Source organism: Rosistilla oblonga, assembly GCF_007751715.1.
Classification (GTDB): Bacteria; Planctomycetota; Planctomycetia; order Pirellulales; family Pirellulaceae; genus Rosistilla; species Rosistilla oblonga.
The window spans coordinates 5,901,945-5,922,239 of record NZ_CP036292.1 but is presented as its reverse complement, the minus strand read 5'-3'; the positions used below and the strand labels follow the sequence as shown (position 1 = coordinate 5,922,239).

The following is a 20,295-nucleotide window of genomic DNA, read 5'->3' as shown; positions in this document are numbered from 1 at the left end:
TAGCTCTCTTCAAGTTTTAAGTTCTGGGCGTAGCGGAAGTCGTCAAGACTTTCGAAAGGTAATGTGAGTCGTAGCGGAAGTCGTCAAGACTTTCGATCGGCAGGAGGTCCCCACCGAAACTGAATTAACACGTAGCGGAACTCGTCAAGAGTTTCGATCGGCGGCGTGATCTTTCGAAAGTCTTGACGACTTCCGCTACGGAAGCAATTGGCGGCTTGACCTAGAAGGTCAGGCCGGCCGACATCAGACGCTTCTTCGATTCAGCCATCAACGCATCTTCGGCCGCTTCGTCAGCCGCTTCGTAGGTGACGCTGAAACGGATGTAAGGTCCGGCGTCGTCCCAAGGAACGGTGACCATCGAGTGCTGCGTGATCAGATATTGGCTGGCCGCTTCGCCCGAATCGAAGCTGCCGCCGTCCGCCGAAGCGACGGGGGCTTTGGTGTACAGGAAGTAGCTGCCGCCGGGCATCTGGCACTCGAAGCCGCATTCGTTCAACATCGTGACCAGCTTTTCCAAGCGACGACGATACTTGGCGTTCACTCGCTTTGGGATCGATTCGTCGTCGAGCGCTGTCACCGCTGCCTTTTGGATCGCGATGAATTGTCCGCTGTCGCAGTTGTCTTTGACGTCGGAGAAGGCGCGGACCAGAGTTGGGTTGCCGCAGACCCAGCCCAAACGCCAGCCGATCATGTCGAAGCCTTTGCTGAGCGAATGGACTTCGACGCCGACCTCCTTCGCGCCGGGAGTCTCCAGGAAACTTGTCGGCCGTCCGTCGAAGGTCAACATGATGTGCGCCGCGTCTTGCACGACGATGAACTTCTTCTCCTTGGCCAACTTGACGACCTTCTCGAAGAACTCCGGCGGGCACAAGCGGCCGGTCGGGCTGTTCGGATAGTTCAGGACCAGGATCTTGACGCGTTCCCAGATCTCGTCGGTGATCGAATCGAGATCGGGCAGGAAATTGTTTTCGGCCAACAGCGGAAGCTTATGAACCGTGCCGCCATAATAGGTCGTGTGAGTTCCCGCGACGGGATATCCCGGTGCGGTCATCAGCGTGATGTCGCCGGGGTTGATGAAGCAGGCGGGCAACATCGACAGCGCGGTCTTGCTGCCGATGCAGTGGTTGATTTCGGTCGCGGGGTCGAGCGTGACGTTGAAGTTCCGCTGCATGAACCGAGCGACCGCCTGCTGGAAATCGCCGATGCCGTTGTCGGCGTAGCCGCGATTTTCGGGCTGGTTGATCTCGACCGCCATCCGCTCGCGGACCTTCGCGTCGGCGACGCCATCGTTTTCACCGATGCCGAAATCGATCAGCTGGCGATCGGGGAAATCGGCCAACGCTTTCCGCTTGGCGCGCTTGATCTTTTCGAATTTGTAGATCGCCGTCCCTTTGCCGTAGCCGCTGCCACCAATCCGTTCGGCAAACAGCGACTGAAAGTAAGGATCCGCGGAGTTTGTTTCGGAGTTGGTCGTAGACATCAGCGTATGGAATGTTTTTTATATGGGGGAAGGAGACTTAACCTGGCGATCTCAATTTAAGTAAATGCTTTAATTGAAGATATGCAGCGAATCTACCGGGCGAGGCTGTATTGGGCAATGGTGCGGGCCCCGATCCGATGCCCCGTCGATGGTTCCGACAGCGCGAATCAGCCCGTATAATCCAGCGTTTTCGCTGCGTCCCGCTCGGGGATCCGCTGATGCCTCGGGAACCTGTGTCTTGTGGCTGGCAGCCGACGCGGTCGCCGCAACCGCATCGCCGCGGGCATCTGCCACCGCTTGAACCGATTTGAAGGAGTTTGACCGCTGTGTTGCAATTAGGTTTTGTGAGTGCGATTTTGCCCGAGTTGTCCTTGGACGAAGTGTTCTCGGTCGCCGCGGAGATCGGTTACGACTGTGTCGAGGTGATGTGTTGGCCGCAGGGGAAGGCGGAGCGGCGGTATGCCGGGATCACGCATATCGATACCGCGGCGCTGGGCCCGGCGGAGGTCGACGCGATCGGGGCACTCACGCAACAACATGGCGTGGCGATTTCGGGACTCGGTTATTATCCGAATCCGCTAGCCGGCGATCTGGACGAAGCGGCGGCAGCGGTCGAACATCTGCACGCGCTGATTAAAGCTTGCCAGCAGTTGAGCATCCCGCAATTAAACACCTTCGTCGGCCGCGACTGGACCAAATCGGTCGACGCCAACTGGCCGCGGTTCTTGGAAACCTGGCGACCGATCATCGCGGCGGCGGAACAGCACGGAGTGCGGATCGGGATCGAAAACTGTCCGATGTTCTTCACCGACGACGAATGGCCCGGCGGCAAGAATCTGGCGACGACGCCGGCAATCTGGCGACGGATGTTCGATGCGATCCCGAGCGATCACTTTGGTTTGAACTTCGATCCCTCGCACTTGGTCTGGCAGCAGATCGATCACATCCAACCGGTGTGGGACTTCGCCGATCGGATCTTCCACGCGCACGCCAAGGATGTCCGCGTCGATCGGCATCGCTTGAACCAAGTTGGCATCATGGCCAATCCGCTGGAATACCACTGTCCCAAACTGCCGGGGCTTGGCGAGATCGATTGGGGGCGTTTTCTGTCGGTCTTGGGGGACAGTGGTTATGCCGGCCCGGTCTGCGTGGAGGTCGAAGATCGAGCGTACGAAGGGACGTTGGAATCGCGGAAGGCTGCGCTGCGGCAGAGCCATGATTTCCTGCGGAACTTTATCGTGAAGGCGTAGCCATCAGGGGCGTTCTGGTTATGCCAGGCCGATACGTTCCTTCGGATCCATTACGCGCTTGATCCAAGTGGGGCTTCGGGCGCGTTCTACTTATGCCAGGCCGATACGTTCTTTGGGGTCTTTGAGGGCATCGGCCATGCGGTTGAGCGCTTCGGTTTCGATTTGACGGACGCGTTCGCGGGTCAGTCCCAGTTCGGCACCGATTTCTTTCAGCGTGTGGGGGGCGCTGCCGTCGAGTCCAAATCGCATCTTGATCACTGTCGCTTCACGCGATTCCAGGCGGCCGAGCATTTGCAGCGCGTGGTGCATGATGTCGTCATCTTGCATCGCGTCGTCGGGGCTCTTCTGCTTCTCATCCATCACCATCTCGCCCAGCGACCATCCCGATTCGGATTGATCGCTCTGCGGCGTGCTGTTGTTGATGCGGATCGCTTTTTTGATGATCGGCAGCTTCTTCTTCGGAAGGCCCAGCACGCGAGCGACCTCTTCATTGGTCGGGGTGCGGCCGAGTTCTTCGGTCAGCCGCGCCGTGGCCCGACGCCATTTGCTGAGCAATTCAACCATATAGGCAGGGATCCGAATCGTCTTGGCGCTGTTGATCAGAGCGCGTTTGATCGACTGTTTAATCCAATAGCTGGCGTAGGTGCTGAACCGCGTGCCGACGTTGGGGTCGAAACCTTCGACAGCTCGCAACAGGCCCAGGTTCCCCTCTTCGATCAAGTCTTGTAAGCCGAGGCCTTTGCCGGTGTAGCCGCGAGCGATGTTGACGACCAATCGCAGGTTGGCGCGGACCATTCGGTCGCGAGCCATCACGTCGCCTTGAGCGATCCCGCCGGCCAACTGCTGCTCTTCTTCCGCCGACAACAGTGCTGTCTCATTGATCTCGCGAAGATACGTTTCCAGGGGCGACTGGACGGCGGGATCTTTGGCTCGCACAGTCGTTCGTGAACGCGCCGCTTTGATATCTTCAAGACCTGGATCAACAGCCACTAGTTCTTCGACCATGGGATTGCCTTCAGCACAATTGGGAGGAAACAAAGGCCGTTCCGTCGCGGATTGGGAGGTCGCGTGATGGACGGCCGTAGAGCAAAAGCTTTGTTTGAGTTCGCCTTACACATGGAGTATCGGCGTGCGCTGCAGGCGTTCTGAAAAGATGCCGGAATTAGGTTGTCCGTGATGCTTGAACCGAGTTGCGCGATTGTGCCGGTTCTGCGATGTCAATCAGATATGCCGACACCGGTGCCGGAGGCAGAGAGCGTGCCGGCGATGTAAAGACGATCCGGTTAGCGGACCGGTTCATTGATAAGAGCGTCGGGGCGGGCGCCGACCAACGGACGGATCGGCAAGGGGGCCGATTTGGGAACCCACTTGGAGACCGAGAACTGTTCCAACTGCAGTTCGCCTTCGCCGATCAATTCGAAAGTCGTTTGAAGCGGTTGGTTGTTCGTCGCGACCCTGTACAGTCGGATGTCGTGCCATTTGTTGTCGGGGCGGACGAATAGGCCGAGTTCCGAACCGGCATACGAATCGTAGATCAAGGCGCCGCGATGCGGCCGGATCGGTCCCTGGCTGCGGACTCGAATCCGCGCGTCGATCCGCAGGCAATCGCCTTGCTGGCAGCGAATCGCTTGGCTGCGACCGCGCAACATCGTGCCGGCGTAACCACCGGGCAACGGTTGCCCGCTGAGACTCTGCACCGACAGCGTCAGCGCGGTTCGCCCGGATTCGGGGCGTTCGGTGATCTGCACGTCGGATCGAGCCAGGTCTTCGCGGCGACGATCGTGAGTCCAACCCGATCGCTCCCAGAGCTGCGGATTTTCGAACGGGTTGAGAACCGTCGGATCAGCTTGCCAATGGCCGTTGTCGGATTGCGGCAACATGCCGATATAGAGAGCAGCGGAGTTGGGGGCGTGTAGCGCCGGATGACTGACGATTCGGTCTTGGTCGAAGGCCAATGCATCGATCAATTGCCCGGTGGCTTGAACGTTCCAGGCGTCGGCGCGGCGGAGCAGGCGGTAGGCCGAAGCGACGTCGCCCGATTGATGGACTCGCGCCGATTCATCCAACGCTTGGTTGCCTTGCCGGAGAACTGCGTAGGCGCGATCGGTGGGTGCCGACAGGCCGGTCTGACGCATCGTGTCCCAGTCGCGGGTCGTTCGCTTCAACGATTCGCGAACCAATTGCCAGCGATCGAACCCGACTTGGCTGGACGTCTGATGCAGCTGGCGATCGAAGCGGGCTGTCGCTGCCGAGTCGTTGGAGACGAGAAACAGTTCCACAAAATCGGGAGCGACGACATCGATGGCCGACCCGCCCGGCGTCGCATCCAGCTTCATCCGTTCCAACTGCATCCCGCTGAAGCGAAAGATCTGTTGGCCGCGGAGCGCCGGAGGGATCGCGATCCGCAAGACCTTGCCGTTGCCGGCGTGAGGCATCGTGCCGACGCTGCTGGTCGACGTCGCGATGATCAAGCCGAGATTGCCGTTGCGGACATGCCGCGCCCGATAGGCGGCGTCGTAACATGTCAGCTCTGTCGTCGCAGCTCCCGCCGAGACGATCGTTTGGGTGAGGGTGATGAAGCGGTTGATCAACCGCAGCACGCCGGCGCGCTGGAAATCCTCGGCGCGTCCGCTGTCCAAAGCGCCGCTGGATCGAAACACGATCCCACGCGGAGATGTCTCGAGCGCCCGCATCGTCTGCAGCCAAGTCGCATGCCAGCCGAAATCGTCGATCGGCGTGGTGTCGGTAAAACGTGCCAGCCCTTCGATCTGATCGCGCAGCGCGCCGCTGGGGCCACTGGCGATCGCGGTTAGGAAATGGGGAGCGTGCCCGGCGCTCAAGATCGCTTCGGACTGCCACGCCGATTCTTCGGCGGGTGTCAGGCCGCGAACGGGCGGAGGCAGGTCGATCGCCAAGCAATCGCTGACCGATCGGTATTGGCGATGCGATTCGATCGGAAACGCTACCAATTCGCGACGCAACACACCCGGCAGACGGCGCAGTCGGCCGGCGATATCGACGCTGCGAGGGAGGTCCTTTTCCAGTAGCGCGTCGCCGAGGTTCCAAGCGATGACCGGGGCCAGCAGATTCGCGAGGTCCTTCCGCTCGACGGTTGCGTAGGGGGCGATGATCTCCAGCCCCGCTTGATTGGCTTCACGCAAGATCGCCGCGTCGGGGACTCGCTGCATTAGGATCCCGGTGAAGCCGTTCGCTTTCAGCCACGGCAAAGCCTCGCCGTTGTATTCGATGAAGCGTTTGACGACGCCAACCGGAAACGCGTCGCGCGTCGCGGCGTCGGCTTGCATCGTTGTGGTGCTGCGGTTTTCCAGGCGGTTCAATTGCACCGGCAGCGCGCGATCGATGCGCAGGTCGTCCAAGCGAACGTTTTCGGTTCCCGGTCCGGTGTAGGTGTTGATCGTGACGGCATCGATATACGGTTGTCGCAGATCGACTTCGCGTCCCATCGAATTCCGCAGCACCGCCTGTTGAACGACAAGTTGTTGCTGGGCATTGGTCAGCGACAACTGCTGCCATTGTCCCGGCTGGGTGTAGGCGACGTTGCCGATCCGCGCGACCGCGGGTTGCCCGGTTCGTGGATCGATGGCAAACGGGAATCGGACCCGCAGCGACATCCGCGCTCCGGGACGTTGAGACCAGTACCAGACCGATGCGACCAATTCGTTGATCACCTCGGTCGGAACGATCCGGTAGATGAATTCAGCTCGCGTGCCGGGACCGGTTTGCAGGGAGAGCGATTCGCAGGGGCCGGCATCACGCCCCCCCGATGGAATCCTTTGATGAGCGATTACCTGCACGCCGCAATCGTCGCGGTCGAGTTGCCAGATGGGAGCGCCGCCGTCGAATGAGTCCTGGATCTGGGCGCGAGAATATTTTGGGAAAAACAGCGGAGAAATTACCGCAATCGCTAAGGTTACCCAGACTAATTGTTGACCGCCCCGCTCCCGTTGCGGAAGATGGTTATCAGCGGAAGTGCACATAGCACTTGGCCTTCGGATGCCAATCGATAGGGGCGGTCGCTTCATCTGTTGATTTAAAGCATCGCGATGGGGACGCGTGGGTTCAGGTTCGTAAGTCGTTTCAGGGCAGACGTTTACGGCAACATGGACGGTCTGGTGTGTTGCTTTTATGCAACCTTGAGATCAACCCACACATGAGGCTGATTCGCTGTAAGTTGTTTCCAGCAAAGGAGTTGCGGGACGAAACATGGTTCGGGTGGATTAATTGGCACTGAGACTGCTCTACCACAATTACCACCCACACGACAACCTTTTCTTTTTAACTGGAGTTCGAGCCCATGGCATTCACCGCACCACAGACCAGCGAAGACACCCCGATCGAGATTCAAGAGCTGATCCAAGCGTTCGATACTCTGCCCCAAGAGCATCGCGAAACGCTAGCTCCTTCGCTGCTCCGCGTTGTTGAATGCAGTTCGCGTCGTCGACGGATCTTGAACCTCGTCCAAGAAGCGCTGGCTCAATTGCGTTTGGATATGAAATACCTGGTCTTCGATCTCGAAGCGACTCGCCGCGAACGCGACACCCTGCGAGACCAGATCGAAGGGACCAACAACGGCGACCACGAATAACCCGCACTCGCTGGAATGCCGCCCGCTTGGCAGCCTGCCCCCCTTGCCCGATTCCATATTTCTGGAAGCCCTTCTATATAAGTCGCACCCGCGCGACGCGATAAGCTCATGATTGAATTCACCCCGGAACAACTCGCATCACGAATCATCGACCTCGGGCTGGCGCCGATGGCCGAAGTGGAGGCGGCGCGTTCGGAGGTCGGGACCGGTGAATCGACGATTCAGGACTTCATCAACATCTTGCATGGCAAGGGACTGTTGACGAACCTGCAGCTCGATAAGCTCCGCCGCGGTGAGCGTTCAGGCTACTTCTACGGCAAATACAAAGTTATGTACCTGATCGGTGCGGGTACGTTCGCCCGCGTTTATCGCGCCGCCCATCGCGAGACGAATCAGGTCGTGGCCTTGAAGGTGCTGCGGAAACGCTATCGCGATGAAGTCGCTCAGATGGAGCAGTTTCTTCGCGAGGGAAGGATGGGGCTGCGACTGCGTCATCCCAACATCGTTTCGATCTACGAAGTCGATCCGAACGTGAAGAACCCCTTCATGGTGATGGAGTTTGTCGAGGGTGAGACGCTTCGCGATCTGGTCCGGATCCGCGGCAAGCTGCAGCCCGAGGTCGCGATGAAGTTGTTGGTCGATATCGCATCGGGGCTGTCGTATGCGGCTTCGCTGGGGATTTCGCACCGCGACTTGAAATTGTCCAACGTTCTCGTCTCTTCGGAGGGAAGAGCCAAGCTTGTCGACTTCGGTTTGGCGGCGTTGGCCGATCGCGAGAACCCGGAAAAGGTAGCCGATTGTCCCAACGCCCGGGCGATCGACTATGCCGCTCTCGAGCGTGGCACCAACGTCCGCAAGGACGATCCACGCAGCGACGTCTTTTTCGCCGGGGCGATGTTGTACACGATGCTCTGTGGCGAACCGCCGTTGACCGAGACGCGGGAGCGGATGAAACGCCTAAATGTCGGGCGGTTCCAAGATATTAAACCGATCGGGCAGATCGATCCCACGCTTCCGGTGCCAGCGATCCAAGTCGTCGCCAAGGCGTTGGAGTTCGATCCTGAGAAGCGACTGCAGAGCGCGGCGGCGCTGCAGTTGGAAGGGAAGCAGGCGTTGGAGCGGATGAAGCAGATCCGCGAGGGAGGTCCCGCTGTCGCGGCGAAGGTCGCGTCGGGCGAAATGCCAACCAACGAAGGCGAAGGGCGTTTTGTGATGCTTGTCGAATCGAAGGCGTCGCTGCAAGACGTCGTCCGCGATCGACTGAAAAAACGTGGCTACCGCGTGCTCGTTATTTCCGATCCCGTCCGCGCGTTGGGGCGGTTTGTCCCCGGCGATGATCCGCCTGCGGATTGCGTAATCTTCTCCGCTTCGGAATTGGGATCGTTGGCGTTGGAAGCGTTTAATCGGTTCGCAAGCGATGAACATACCGCCGATATCCCGGCGGTTCTATTAGCCGATAAATCGCAACAGAATTTGATTCGCCAGGCCAAAATGGCACCACATCGCGTCTTGTTGTCGATGCCGTTGAAGGTTTTGGAACTGCGGACCGCGCTGCGAAAGTTGCTCGCTGGCCGTCCCAAACGCGAAGAGTTTATCTAGCCCACCGCTTCGCTTGGCGATCGTCATCGACGCGGCGGTGATTCTGGAACCGCTGCCTAGGGCATGCGATACGAATCGTTAGTAGCGCATCGTCAGTTCGGTTCGCATCAGGTGTTCGGCGAAGTGTTGTTCCGACAGCGCGTAGAGTCCGCCGATGCCGAATTCAAACTTCCCGCAGAACAGGAACCGTGTTCCGGGACCGACGTAGACGTAGGTGCCATTGCTCGACGATTGCGTGCCGAGGACCGGATCGGTGTAAGCACCGTCTTGGAACGACCAGCCGACGAAGTCGAGGTTGACGGTCATCAGATTCTTTGCGTCGCGCTGCCAGACGATCCGGTTCCAGGCAACGCCCCATCGCAGCAGAGCCCCGGCGTACTGGGAGTCGCCGCCCAGTGGGATCCATTCGGCGGCCTGCGCCTGGAGGAAGTCGCGGTCGGTCAACGCCAGGCCCATCAGCAGCGCCGGTTCCAGCGAAACGTGCCCCGTGCCGACTCCATGTTTTGCTCGCCCGGTAGGGATCGACGTCGTCGTTTGTAGCGTCACTTGCAGCATCCGCGTGTCGTGCAGCATGCTTTTGGTCCCGATTTGGATGTCGCCAAATCCCGCGCCGTGCCCTGCTTGTTCCATGTACAGCGATCGATAGGGCGTGACCGTAAACATCGAAAACTTTCCGCGAGCGGTCTCGGTATAGAAACTCATCTCGTGGTAGTCGAGGCGGTTGATGGAAGCCGATCCAGGTTGCGGCGAGGGGCCTTTGCCGCCGATCTTGGCCATGAAATATTCGCTGCGATCGGGCAGGATCATGCCGATCCCATAATCCCAGCGGACGCGTGTACGGTTCTGCGTGCGAGCCGAATCGACCCAGAACGAAGCGGACTCCAGCAGGTGCCATTCGGGGATGTAACACGGATCGCCATCGCACAGTGCTGCGGAGAAGGCGGAGTACAGTCGGCCGCTGAAGGTGTCGTTGTGTGCGTTGTTGGTGCCGCAGGAAACGCAGGAGCCATCGTCGCTGCAGGAACCGCAGTATCCCGAATCGCAGTACCCGATGTCGGTCAGCGATTGATCGGACAACACGATCGGTTCGCCGACGGTGCCGGCGGGATATTCGGGCTGTTGCAGCGTGGCGCTTGGTGAGGGGAGCAGTTGAGGCGTCCCCGCCGCGCTGGGCCCGCTAGGTTGCGGCAGGATCAGCGGCTCTTGTCCGACTGCAGCGATCCCCAACAACCACATCAGCGGCAGGATCGCGAATCGGCAGAGTGACGATGACGGCATCCGGTTTTAAAATCTTGGGTTTGCAACCCACGAGCGTTTCATTGACCTCGACGGTCAGCGAGCAGTGTGCTCGATCGCTCGATCTGGCGGCGGGGTTGTAGATTAGAACGGGCCAGCAACTCAAGGCCGATCGGCCTTTATTTTCCAGTTTGTGAGCGACCTTGACGTGTCGTCGGCGGAATCGTTAACAGTGCTTCCATCGGGTGCGGCCGGCGGTGTTTGCCGCTAGCAATGCACCGCCTGCTTTGAAAATTTGTTTCCGTTTTGGGGATTGGGATGCGACTGGCCCTTCGAACCGCCGCCACGCTGATGCTTGCCTTCGCATTGGGCTTGCCCGGGGCATCGGTCTCCGCCCAGCAAACTTTGCCAGCTTCAGCCGAACCGGAGCCGATCAGCCTTTCCGGCTTGGTGGTCCAGTCTTATCCGCCGAAGCCGACGATGATCGAGTCGATGGCGTCGGCTGGCCGCGGCGTCTGCGCCCATCTGCGAGCTTCACCCGTCTGCCAGTTGTTGGACGGATTGCTGAGGCCGTTGAGTGCATTGACCGGTGGGATGATTCCCGGCGAAAAGATGCCGCTGCCCGGTGAACAGGAACAGCCCGGTCCCGAGGGAACCGCCGCGCAGGTCAAGGCGGTTGAAATGCAAGCTCCGCAGCGGCAGGCTGCGATCGCTCAACTGCAGGGAATCGATGTCCGTTATTATCCGGAAGCCGAAGCGACGCTGATCTCCGCGCTCCGCGCCGACTCTTCGGTCTGCGTGCGATTGGAAGCGGCCAAGACGATCGCGACGCTACCGGTCTGCACGCCGCCACTGATCAAAGCGCTGCAAGTCTGCATCGCGGGGACCGACGTCGATGGAAATCCAGGAGAGCTGGTGCCTGCGGTTCGCGAGCAGGCGACCGTCGCGTTGAACCATTGTGAGTGCTGTTCTCCAAATCTTGCGGCGCCCGCGAACCAACGGCCCGAATATCCGGAAAGCCGCGTCGTCCCGGCCGCAGCTTTTGCGTCGACGGCGACCACCATTCCGCCTGGAGCTCCCTATTCGATGGCGACACCGGTCGCCCCCGGTGGTACCGCGCAAGCGTTGTTCACTCAACCTGTGCCAAGCAAGCCGGAGACGATCAAGCCGGTTGCTCTTCCTGTGGCGAAGCCGAAGCCGAGCAACTTGATGGATGTCTTTCGCGCCGCAGCTCAATAGCGTTTCTGACGTCAGACTCAAGCAGGGGCCAGCCGTGACCTGGCTCGTTCCGCCGGACAGGTCTCTCTTTCGATTTGCGGTATCAGCCGGCACGCGATAGCGTCGGAGGCTCTTGCCGCGCCGGGACCGGTTGCACGCCGGCTAAGTTGCCAACGCACAAACACCTAAGCGTAGTGGACGAGCCTACGAGTCCTTTTGCATGCATCAGACCAAATGGCTGGGGCTCGTAAGCTCGTCCACTACATCCCGCCGCGAATTCTTTCGACGGTCCGAGGCTCCTTCGTTGAACCGTATTGCGGTTCAACAAAATGCCTGCTTACTGGCTGCTCAACAGCTCAGGGGGCGGTTTCGCTGCAAAGCTTGCTTGTTGGCACCAGAGCGACCAGAATGTCTCTCTTCTGCGCGTTCCATTGCACGCCGGTGCATCCGCGTACTTACGCCTTTTGCAGACCCTCCCCCTCATGCAAATTAAGTCCATCTTCTGCGCGACCGCTGCGCTGTTAAGTCTCTCTTTTTCCCACGCCTTTGCCAAAGAATACCATCACGACATCGTGATCTATGGCGGCACCAGCGCCGCGGTGACTACGGCGGTTCAGGCAACGCAGATGGGTCGGTCGGTCGTGATCGTCAGTCCCGACAAGCACCTCGGCGGGCTGACCGCAGGCGGGCTGGGGTGGACCGATTCGGGAAACAAAGCCGCGATCGGTGGATTGAGCGGTGAGTTTTATCATCGCGTTTGGAAGCACTACCAAAATCCTGAGGCTTGGAATTGGGAAGAGCAGTCGAAGTTTGGCAATCGCAATCAGAGCGGGCTTGGCGGCGATGAGGATGAGGCGCGGATGTGGGTCTTCGAGCCGCATGTGGCGGAACAGATCTACGACAACTGGGTCGCGGAAGAGAAGATTCCCGTCTACCGCGATCAATGGCTCGATCGCGACGGCGGTGTGGTCAAAAAAGAGGGGCGGATCAAATCGATTCGGACCCTCGCTGGCGATGTCTTTCACGGCAAGATGTTTGTCGACGTGACTTACGAAGGCGATTTGATGGCCGCTGCCAGCGTCGACTATCACGTTGGCCGCGAAGCGAATTCGGTCTACGGCGAGACTTGGAACGGCAATCAGGTCGGCGTGTTGCATCACGCGCATTGGTTCAAGGAACCGATCGATCCCTATATCAAATCGGGCGATACCGGAGGCAAATTGCTGCCCGGGATCAGCGACGATCCGCCAGGTACTCGCGGCGAAGGGGATCATCGCGTACAGGCGTATTGTTTCCGGATGTGTTTGACCAACGTGCCCGAGAATCGGATTCCGTTTCCAAAGCCCGAGGGTTACGACCGGGCGAGGTATCAGTTGTTGGTCCGCGTCTTCGATTCCGGCTGGCGAGAGATGTTTCGCAAGTTCGATCCGATGCCAAACCACAAGACCGACACCAACAACCACGGTCCCTTCAGCACCGATAACATCGGCATGAACTACGATTATCCCGAGGCTGATTACGAGCGTCGCCAAGAGATCATCGAGGAGCATAAGGTATATCAACAGGGGCTGATGTATTTCATGGCCAACGATCCGAAGGTGCCTGCGGATGTTCGCGAGGCGATGTCCAAGTGGGGACTGCCGAAGGATGAATTCCTGGACAATGGTGGGTGGCCGCATCAGTTGTATATCCGCGAAGCGCGTCGGATGATCGGCGAATACGTGATGACCGAACACGATTGTTTGGATCGCAAGGAGACCCCCGATTCGATCGGGATGGGATCGTACACGCTCGATTCGCACAACGTCCGCCGGTACGTTACGCCCGATGGTCAGGTGCAAAACGAAGGGGACATCGGCGTCCACTTGCCGCGTCCTTATGAGATCGCGTATGGCGCGATCGTTCCCAAAAAATCGCAGTGCGAAAATCTGCTGGTCCCGGTCTGTGTCTCTTCCAGCCACATCGCGTTTGGTTCGATCCGGATGGAACCTGTCTTCATGATCTTGGGCCAGTCGGCGGCGACGGCGGCATCGATTGCGTTGGAACGCGGCGAAGCGGTCCAAGATGTTCCGTATCAATTGCTGCAACAGCGTTTGGTCGACGACGGACAGGTGCTTTTGATGGATGATCCCAATCGGATCTCGTCGCGCAAGTTGCCAGGCGTCGTGGTTGACGATAACGCGGCCAAGTTAGTCGGCAGTTGGAGCCATTCGGCGACGAACCAGAAGTTTGTCGACAGCGGATACGTTCACAATCAGAACGAGCAACAGGGAGAGCGGTTGGCCCGTTTTGAAACCGAACTAAAACCGGGCCGCTACGAGGTGCGTGTTTCTTATCCGGCGAACAACAATCGCTCGACGATGGTTCCCGTGAAGGTTATCCACGCCGAGGGGGAATCGACGCACTCGATCAACCAACGCAAGACTCCTGAGATCGACGGGCTGTTCACGAAGATCGGTGCCTTTGACTTCGGTAGCTCTGCGACCGTCGAGATCGGCACCCAGGGATCCAACGGTTATGTGATCGCTGATTCGGTGCAGTTTGTGCCGGTGACGAAGTAGATCGATTTGACCGTCGCAGGGCCGCGCGGGTGACTTCCGTCAGGGAGCGATCCCGCGCCGACTGCTCAAACGGAACGCGATCGGCGTCAGCCCCACGTGTCGCTTGAACGTGAAGCACAGCTGTGCGGGGCCACAGAATCCGGAGCCCTCAGCGATCTGTTCGACGGTGTTTTCGGTTGAGATCAGCAACTGTTTGACGCGTTCCAACTTGATCCGGCGGATCTCGTCGGCTGGGGTGCAGTTGAGCAGTTGCTTGAACCGCTGTTCCAACGAACGGCGAGAGATCGGGACGACGCGCAACACGTCGCCAACTTGGATCCCGGTGTGCGCTTGTTCTCGGATGAAGCGGAGGGCGTCGACAAACAACGGGTCTTCGACCGCTAACATCTCCGACGACTGCCGCTCGATCACGCGCTGCGGAGGAATAAACTGAGCCTTCGCCGCGACCGGCTTTCCCTCCAGTAGCTTTTCCAAGACGCCGACGCTTGTCATTCCGATCTGCTCGCTAGCCAGCACGATGCTCGAAAGCGGCGGGTCGGAGATCTCGCACAACAGGTCGTCGGTATCGCCGACGAGGATTGCGATCTCTTCGGGGACGCGAAATCCGACGGCGTTGCAGACTTCCGAGAGCACGATTCCCGAATGGGGATCGGCAGCAAAAACGGCCAGCGGACGCGCCGCTTGGTGCAGCCATTGCAGCGTTCGCTCTTGCAGCGATTGCTTGTCCCGCCGCCGCGATGGGCTGCGGTACGTATCGCACGAGAACCCCGCCTGCTGGACGACCTCTTGGAACCGTTGGCCGCGACTGGGCGAATACCTTTGGCTGGGAGGACCGTAGTAGGCAAAGTGACTCAGCCCACGCTGGCGAAAGTGGGCCAACGCCATCTCGGCTCGCTTCCGATCGTCGGTATTCACGCGGTGCCAATCCGACGGTCCCTTCTCCCACGAAGAGACAATCACGGTGGGGAGCTTTAGCGAGTCGACGTGTTCGGCGGTCTTGTCGTCGCGGATCGCCGCGATGATGCCATCGCCACGCCAGTTGCGCGGTACGCGCAGTCGTCCTTGATCGTCGCGGGGGGCGATCCACAAATTCCAAGGGAGCACGTTCCGCGCGGCCGAGGCGATTCCCTGGATCACGCTGCGGCCCCAGGTGTCATCGGGATCGATCAACAACGCGATCTGTTTGTTGTGGGGGATCGTTGGCGGTGGCGTGAGAGCGTGGCGGGAGGGCATCGAAAGGTCCCGGAAGGAGTAAACTTCGCTGTGCGCATTTTCGATATCAGTTTGCGCTTTCTCGGATTGTGGTGCAAGTCGCCGCGGGTAGGATGGACGCCGTCAGACCGCAAGACTGTTGCCGCTCGCCGCACTTCAAGCGGTGGCGATGCTGTGGAGATTACGACCGCGGTCGGGCGTGTGCCCGATGATCGGCAAGGTGTGCCGCGACGTCAGAACAAATTGAAACCGACAGGATGACATCATGAATACGACTGTTCTTGAAACCTCCAGGTCCGCGGTGGCTGGGCTGGATTCGATCCTCCAATATCGACGGATCGCGATCGCCGTGGGGACCGACGCGCCGCTGTCGAACTGCAAGACAACGATCAGTTTGTTGCGGTACCGCGGGGAGCATTGTGTTGCGGTGATCGATCCCGCTCATCGCGGCAAGACGACGCAGGAGGTGTACGGTGTTGGCGGAGAGACGCCGATCGTTGCGTCGATCGCCGACGTCGCATCGCCCGACGCGATGTTCATTGGGATTTCTCCCGCCGGGGGAGCGATGCCACAGTCGCTGCGGACGACGATCGGTGAAGGAGTGGATCGCGGTCTGGATGTGATCTCGGGGCTGCATGAATTTTTGGTAGAGGACGACGAACTGTGGCAGGCGGCGCAGCAGAGCGGCAGTCGGTTGATCGATGTTCGTCGGAACCTGCATCGCAAGACCGCCGGCGGGATCGCGTTTCGCGACGGATGCCTGCGAATCCACGCCGTCGGGCACGACTGCAGCGTCGGCAAAATGGTGACGATGCTGGAACTGGAACGCGGGCTGAAGGAGCGTCAGCGGAATGCAAAGTTCATCGCAACCGGTCAGACCGGGATCATGGTCGTCGGCAACGGCGTACCGGTCGATTGTGTCGTCTCCGATTTTGTCAACGGCGCCGTCGAAAACCTGGTTCAACAGAACGAAGAACACGACATCCTATTGATCGAAGGACAGGGAAGCATCACACATCCCGCCTTCTCCGCGGTGACGCTGGGCTTGTTGCACGGATGCGCTCCGCAGGGGCTGATTCTCTGTTATGAAGCGGGCCGACCGCATGTCAAAGGGATGCCTCATGTTGCATTGAAATCGCTGCAACACTATCGCGAATTATACGAAGCGTTAGCCTCCGCACGTTCGCCGGCGCAGGTGATCGGCGTTGCGATGAACGGACGGAATTTGACGGCGGAGCAGGCGGAGATCGAGAAACGTGAGGTCCAGGAGCAGTTGGGATTGCCGGTCTGCGACGTCTACCGCGACGGTCCCGGGCCGCTGGTCGATGCTGTTTTGCAAATGCAAGAAAGGAGCGGATCGTGAAGCTGCAATGGCACCGGATCGAACTCCCTTTAAAAGATCCGTTTACGATCGCTCGCGGGACGATGCATCACCAACAGTGTTTGATCGTTACCCTCTCGCACGCGGATGTCACCGGCTATGGCGAGGTCACCTGCAATCGATATTACGGGCATACGTATGAGTCATTGGAGGCGTCGCTGCAGCGGATCGAGGGTCTACTGGCCGATTGCGACGCGGTCCATCCAAGCGATCTGTTCGAACGTTGCCAAGTTGTGATTCCCGACGACACGTTTGCGCTCTCAGCGGTCGATGCCGCCGCTTACGATCTCTACGGCAAACTGCATGGCGTTCGGACGACGGAGACGTTGGGGCTGTCAGAGCCCGGCGAAATTTGTTCCAGCTATACGTTGGGAATCGATTCGATCGACCAGATGGTGCGGAAGTATCGCGCCCAACCGGACTGGCCGATCTACAAGATCAAGCTCGGCACGCCACATGATCTGGATATCGTTCGCGCCTTGCGTCGGGAGACTGAAGCGGTGATTCGCGTCGATGCAAATTGCGCATGGACGCCCGAACAGACGATCACAAATTCCGAAGCGCTGGCGGAGTTGGGAGTCGAGTTTATCGAGCAACCGCTACCAGCCGAAGCGCCGCGAGCCGCACAGTTGGACGTTTTTGAGCACAGCCGGCTGCCGATCATTGCCGACGAAAGCTGTCGAACGGAAGAGGATGTTCAGAAGTGCCACGGTTTGTTTCATGGCATCAACATCAAGCTGTGCAAGTGTGGCGGACTGACACCGGGCAGTCGGATGTTGCGACAAGCCCGTCAGCTCGGGATGAAGACGATGGTCGGTTGCATGATCGAATCGACAGTCGGGATCTCGGCCGCCGCTCATCTGCTGCCGTTGTTGGACTATGCCGATCTCGACGGAGCGACACTGCTGGCCGAAGACGCCGCCGACGGCGTCCGGATCGAAAACGGACGCGTTATCTTCAGTTCCGTTCCCGGCAGTGGGATCGAGCTGCTCGCTCGATCTCCACGTTAGCTGAATCCGGTCGCTTCCGAATCGCCTATTGTCCGTTGACGAACGAGGCGAGGAAGCGGCGTTTGGACATTTCCAGCAGTTCGCCGAAGTTGAAGTTCACCGCAGCGTCGCCGGTTCCCAAAACGATTCCGTCGATCATGCCGCTGCCCGCGGTACCGTTATTGTCCGCACCGGTGCCGGCGGTAACGATGCCGTCGCGGTAGCCCGCCGGTTGCGTCTCGACGACACGGTAGGTGCCGGGATTTAGATTGTCGAACGCGTAGGCGCCGGTGGCGTCGGTGACCGTGGTTCGACTGACCACGCCTCCTAACAGATCGGTGCCGATCAATTGAACCGTGGTTCCTTCGAGCGGCGTTTCACCGGCGTCGAACACTCCGTCGTTGTCGGCATCAACGTAGGAGAAACCGCTGAGACTAGCCAGTTGGACCGTGGTTGTGGTCGACGAGCTATTGTTGTTCGTGATCGGATCGTTTTCGTTGCCCGTCACTGTCGCCTGGTTGGAGATCGTTCCGGTCGTGCCCGAAGCAACACTCACGCGAATCGATACCGTGGCGGTGCTGCCCGACGCGAGATTCCCGACGTTTGCAGTGATCACACCGTTGTTGTTTGTGACGGTTCCCTGCGATCCGGTTCCGCTGACGAAGGTCACGCCGGTCGGTAGGTTATCGGTCACGACGACGCCGGTCGCGTTGGACGGCCCGTTGTTGGTAACCGTCAACGTGTAATCGATCGTGTTGCCCGGCGATGTCGGGTCGCCGACGTCGGTCTTGGTGATCGACAGGTCGGTCTCCTGTGAGATGGTATTCACGACCGTCGATTGGTTGTTGGTGGGATCCGAATCGGTTTCGTTCGAAGTCACGTTGGCGGTGTTCGAAACCGTTCCCGTCGCCGATGCAGCCAACGTCGTCACGACCGTGATCGTCGCCGTCGCTCCACTAGCCAGATCTCCCAAGTTGGCGGTCAGTCCGTTTCCGTTGGATGTGACCGATCCCTGGCTGGTCGTCGCGCTGACGATCGATAGCGAAGCCGGCAGCGTGTCGGTGACCGTCACGCCAGTGCCGTCGATCGGCCCAGCGTTTGTGACTGTCAGGACGTAGGTCAGTTCGTCCCCCGCGACTGCGTTGGGAGTTGTGGTGCTGAGCGATTTGACGATCTGAATATCGAGCGTCGAGACAACGCCGAAGTCGAGCGACAAGTTGGTGTCGTTGTCGGCATCGCCATCGGTGCTTGGTTCGGAATTGGCCAGCAGGGTGATCGCGGCCGACACGATTCCATAGCCTGCCAACGCTTCCCCGTTGTCGTCGTCGTTGACGTCGTTGTTTGGATCGGCAACGCCGCTGCTGGAGACAAAGTTGTTCAACGTTCCGCCGGTGCCAAAGTTCGATTCGGCAAGCTGGACGATGTAATCGCCCGGCAGCAGATTGGTGAACGTATAAATGCCCGAAGCGTTGGTTGTCGTCGAGTCGGCCAAGAGATCGGTGCCGGGCGTAAACGCTCCGTTTCCGTCGGTGTCTTCGTAGAGGTTGACGGCAACGTTTCCGATCCCCGATTCGGTCGCTGAGTCGAAGAGACCGTTGTTGTTCAGATCATCCCAGACCAGATCGCCGAGCGTCAACGGTTCGTACAAGGCGAAGTCGACGGTCTTGTTGGTTTGGCCAACGGTTCCCACCACAGAGACTTGGCTGTCGAACGCCGCCGCGCCGCTGATCTCGGCGCGAATCGCACCGACGTTGCTGAAATCGGCTCCCGTGCCCGTCTGGTTGGTATCGAACGCGGTCATCGGGATCAGCAGTTCGTCCGAAGCGACGCCACCGGCGGTGACCGGAACTACTGTCGAGAACGTCGAGAAGTTTGCCGCGTCGGTGTAGACGGTGATCGTGATCGGAACGCCAGCGATATCGGCTCCCATCATCACCATCAATTGATCGGCGCTGCCGGCGTTGGTCAGGTCGACACCGCCAAGTCCCGTCGCATCGAGAGAGGAGGAACCATCGATGCCATCGTAATCGACGGTGTAGCCGCCGAAGGCACCGGAGGTTGAACTGTAGGTCAACACGCCCGCGTTGGTGTCGACGTCCAGGTTCACTCGGAATCCGGAGGTGTAGTTCAGCATCAGGTCGCGTTCGCGTCCCAGGATCGATTGGCTGCCGGCGGGAGCAGAGAAGAAGCCTTGGTCGCTGGTTGTTCCGGCATCGGCTTCCAAGCTTTGGCTGCCTTCGGAGAAATCGTCGACCTGGACACCCGCGTCGACGCCCGAAGCTTCCGAAGCGGTGATCGAAGTCATCGCCGACACGTCCGAACCCGGTTTGGCGATCAGGCCGGCGGGCAGAATCCGTTCGACGAAGTAGTCGCCTTCGATCAAACGGTCGAAGGCGTATTCGCCATTGGCATCGGTCGTTTGCGTGTCGACTAACACATCGTCGCCACCGGCCACGCCGGCGGTGGAATCGAAGGTGCCGTTGCCGCCATCGCGAAACAGGTACAACGTCACCGTCGATGGTGCGAGATCGTCGCCGGTTAGGCCGTTGTCGGTCAAATCGTTGTAGACGGTGCCGGTGATCCCGCCGAAGTCGGCGGCCAACAGTTGCCGCCCCTCGAGCGATTCGAGTCGCAGCCCACGGCGAGCCCGCTTCTTCTTCGAGGTGGTTTTTTTCGACTTGCCAAGCAGTAGATCACGCAATGGACGCATTCGATTTTGTCCCGATGGATTGCCAACAGAGATGTGGAACGTGTTTCGCAAGT

Annotated in this window: 13 protein-coding genes; 7 read left to right on the top strand and 6 right to left on the bottom strand. The window is 59.4% G+C overall.

Translation table 11 applies throughout. From position 1 onward, the window contains the following. Nucleotides 1-220: 220 nt before the first annotated feature. Nucleotides 221-1,480 (bottom strand): LL-diaminopimelate aminotransferase, encoded by a 1,260-nt coding sequence (locus CA51_RS20975; protein ID WP_145123122.1) that lies wholly within the window; start codon nt 1,478-1,480, stop codon nt 221-223. A gap of 326 nt (nt 1,481-1,806) precedes the next feature. Here CA51_RS20975 and CA51_RS20970 point away from each other — a divergent pair, with 326 nt between their 5' ends. After that, a complete protein-coding gene (locus CA51_RS20970) occupies nt 1,807-2,730 on the top strand; it encodes a sugar phosphate isomerase/epimerase family protein (RefSeq protein ID WP_231745816.1) in 924 nt (307 codons plus the stop codon). Nucleotides 2,731-2,820: 90 nt separating this feature from the next. Here the strand turns inward: CA51_RS20970 and CA51_RS20965 are convergent, their stop codons facing one another. Beyond that, nucleotides 2,821-3,735, bottom strand: a complete 915-nt coding sequence (locus CA51_RS20965; protein WP_145123121.1) for a sigma-70 family RNA polymerase sigma factor — start codon at nt 3,733-3,735, stop codon at nt 2,821-2,823. A 278-nt stretch (nt 3,736-4,013) separates the two neighbouring features. Next, a complete protein-coding gene (locus CA51_RS20960) occupies nt 4,014-6,728 on the bottom strand; it encodes a hypothetical protein (RefSeq protein WP_145123120.1) in 2,715 nt (904 codons plus the stop codon). 317 nt (nt 6,729-7,045) lie between these two features. Here CA51_RS20960 and CA51_RS20955 point away from each other — a divergent pair, with 317 nt between their 5' ends. Next, nucleotides 7,046-7,336 carry a transcriptional regulator gene (locus CA51_RS20955; protein ID WP_145123119.1) on the top strand — a complete coding sequence of 97 codons (291 nt, stop codon included), beginning with the start codon at nt 7,046-7,048 and terminating at the stop codon, nt 7,334-7,336. A gap of 108 nt (nt 7,337-7,444) precedes the next feature. After that, nucleotides 7,445-8,935: a serine/threonine-protein kinase gene (locus CA51_RS20950; RefSeq protein ID WP_145123118.1), complete on the top strand. Its 1,491-nt coding sequence runs from the start codon at nt 7,445-7,447 to the stop codon at nt 8,933-8,935. Nucleotides 8,936-9,013: 78 nt separating this feature from the next. Here the strand turns inward: CA51_RS20950 and CA51_RS20945 are convergent, their stop codons facing one another. Continuing rightward, entirely contained in the window at nt 9,014-10,213 is a 1,200-nt protein-coding gene (locus CA51_RS20945; protein WP_145123117.1) for a hypothetical protein, read from the bottom strand. A gap of 276 nt (nt 10,214-10,489) precedes the next feature. On the opposite strand from CA51_RS20945, the gene CA51_RS20940 reads away from it, so the two are divergent. Continuing rightward, nucleotides 10,490-11,410 carry a hypothetical protein gene (locus CA51_RS20940; protein WP_145123116.1) on the top strand — a complete coding sequence of 307 codons (921 nt, stop codon included), beginning with the start codon at nt 10,490-10,492 and terminating at the stop codon, nt 11,408-11,410. A 461-nt stretch (nt 11,411-11,871) separates the two neighbouring features. Next, nucleotides 11,872-13,950, top strand: coding sequence for an FAD-dependent oxidoreductase (locus CA51_RS20935; protein ID WP_145123115.1), 2,079 nt, complete (start codon nt 11,872-11,874; stop codon nt 13,948-13,950). 39 nt (nt 13,951-13,989) lie between these two features. Here CA51_RS20935 and CA51_RS20930 read toward each other — a convergent pair whose 3' ends face one another. Then, nucleotides 13,990-15,183, bottom strand: a complete 1,194-nt coding sequence (locus CA51_RS20930; RefSeq protein WP_145123114.1) for an AraC family transcriptional regulator — start codon at nt 15,181-15,183, stop codon at nt 13,990-13,992. A gap of 244 nt (nt 15,184-15,427) precedes the next feature. Here CA51_RS20930 and CA51_RS20925 point away from each other — a divergent pair, with 244 nt between their 5' ends. Further along, on the top strand, nt 15,428-16,525 hold the full coding sequence (locus tag CA51_RS20925; protein ID WP_145123113.1) for an N-acetyltransferase DgcN family protein: 1,098 nt from the start codon (nt 15,428-15,430) through the stop codon (nt 16,523-16,525). Then, nucleotides 16,522-17,553, top strand: a complete 1,032-nt coding sequence (locus CA51_RS20920) for a dipeptide epimerase (RefSeq protein ID WP_145123112.1) — start codon at nt 16,522-16,524, stop codon at nt 17,551-17,553. The genes CA51_RS20925 and CA51_RS20920 overlap by 4 nt, the downstream gene beginning before the upstream one ends. 25 nt (nt 17,554-17,578) lie before the next feature. Here CA51_RS20920 and CA51_RS20915 read toward each other — a convergent pair whose 3' ends face one another. Then, the gene (locus CA51_RS20915) at nt 17,579-20,242 is read right to left on the bottom strand and encodes a DUF11 domain-containing protein (RefSeq protein ID WP_145123111.1); all 2,664 of its coding nucleotides are present in this window, start codon (nt 20,240-20,242) and stop codon (nt 17,579-17,581) included. Nucleotides 20,243-20,295: the final 53 nt, after the last annotated feature.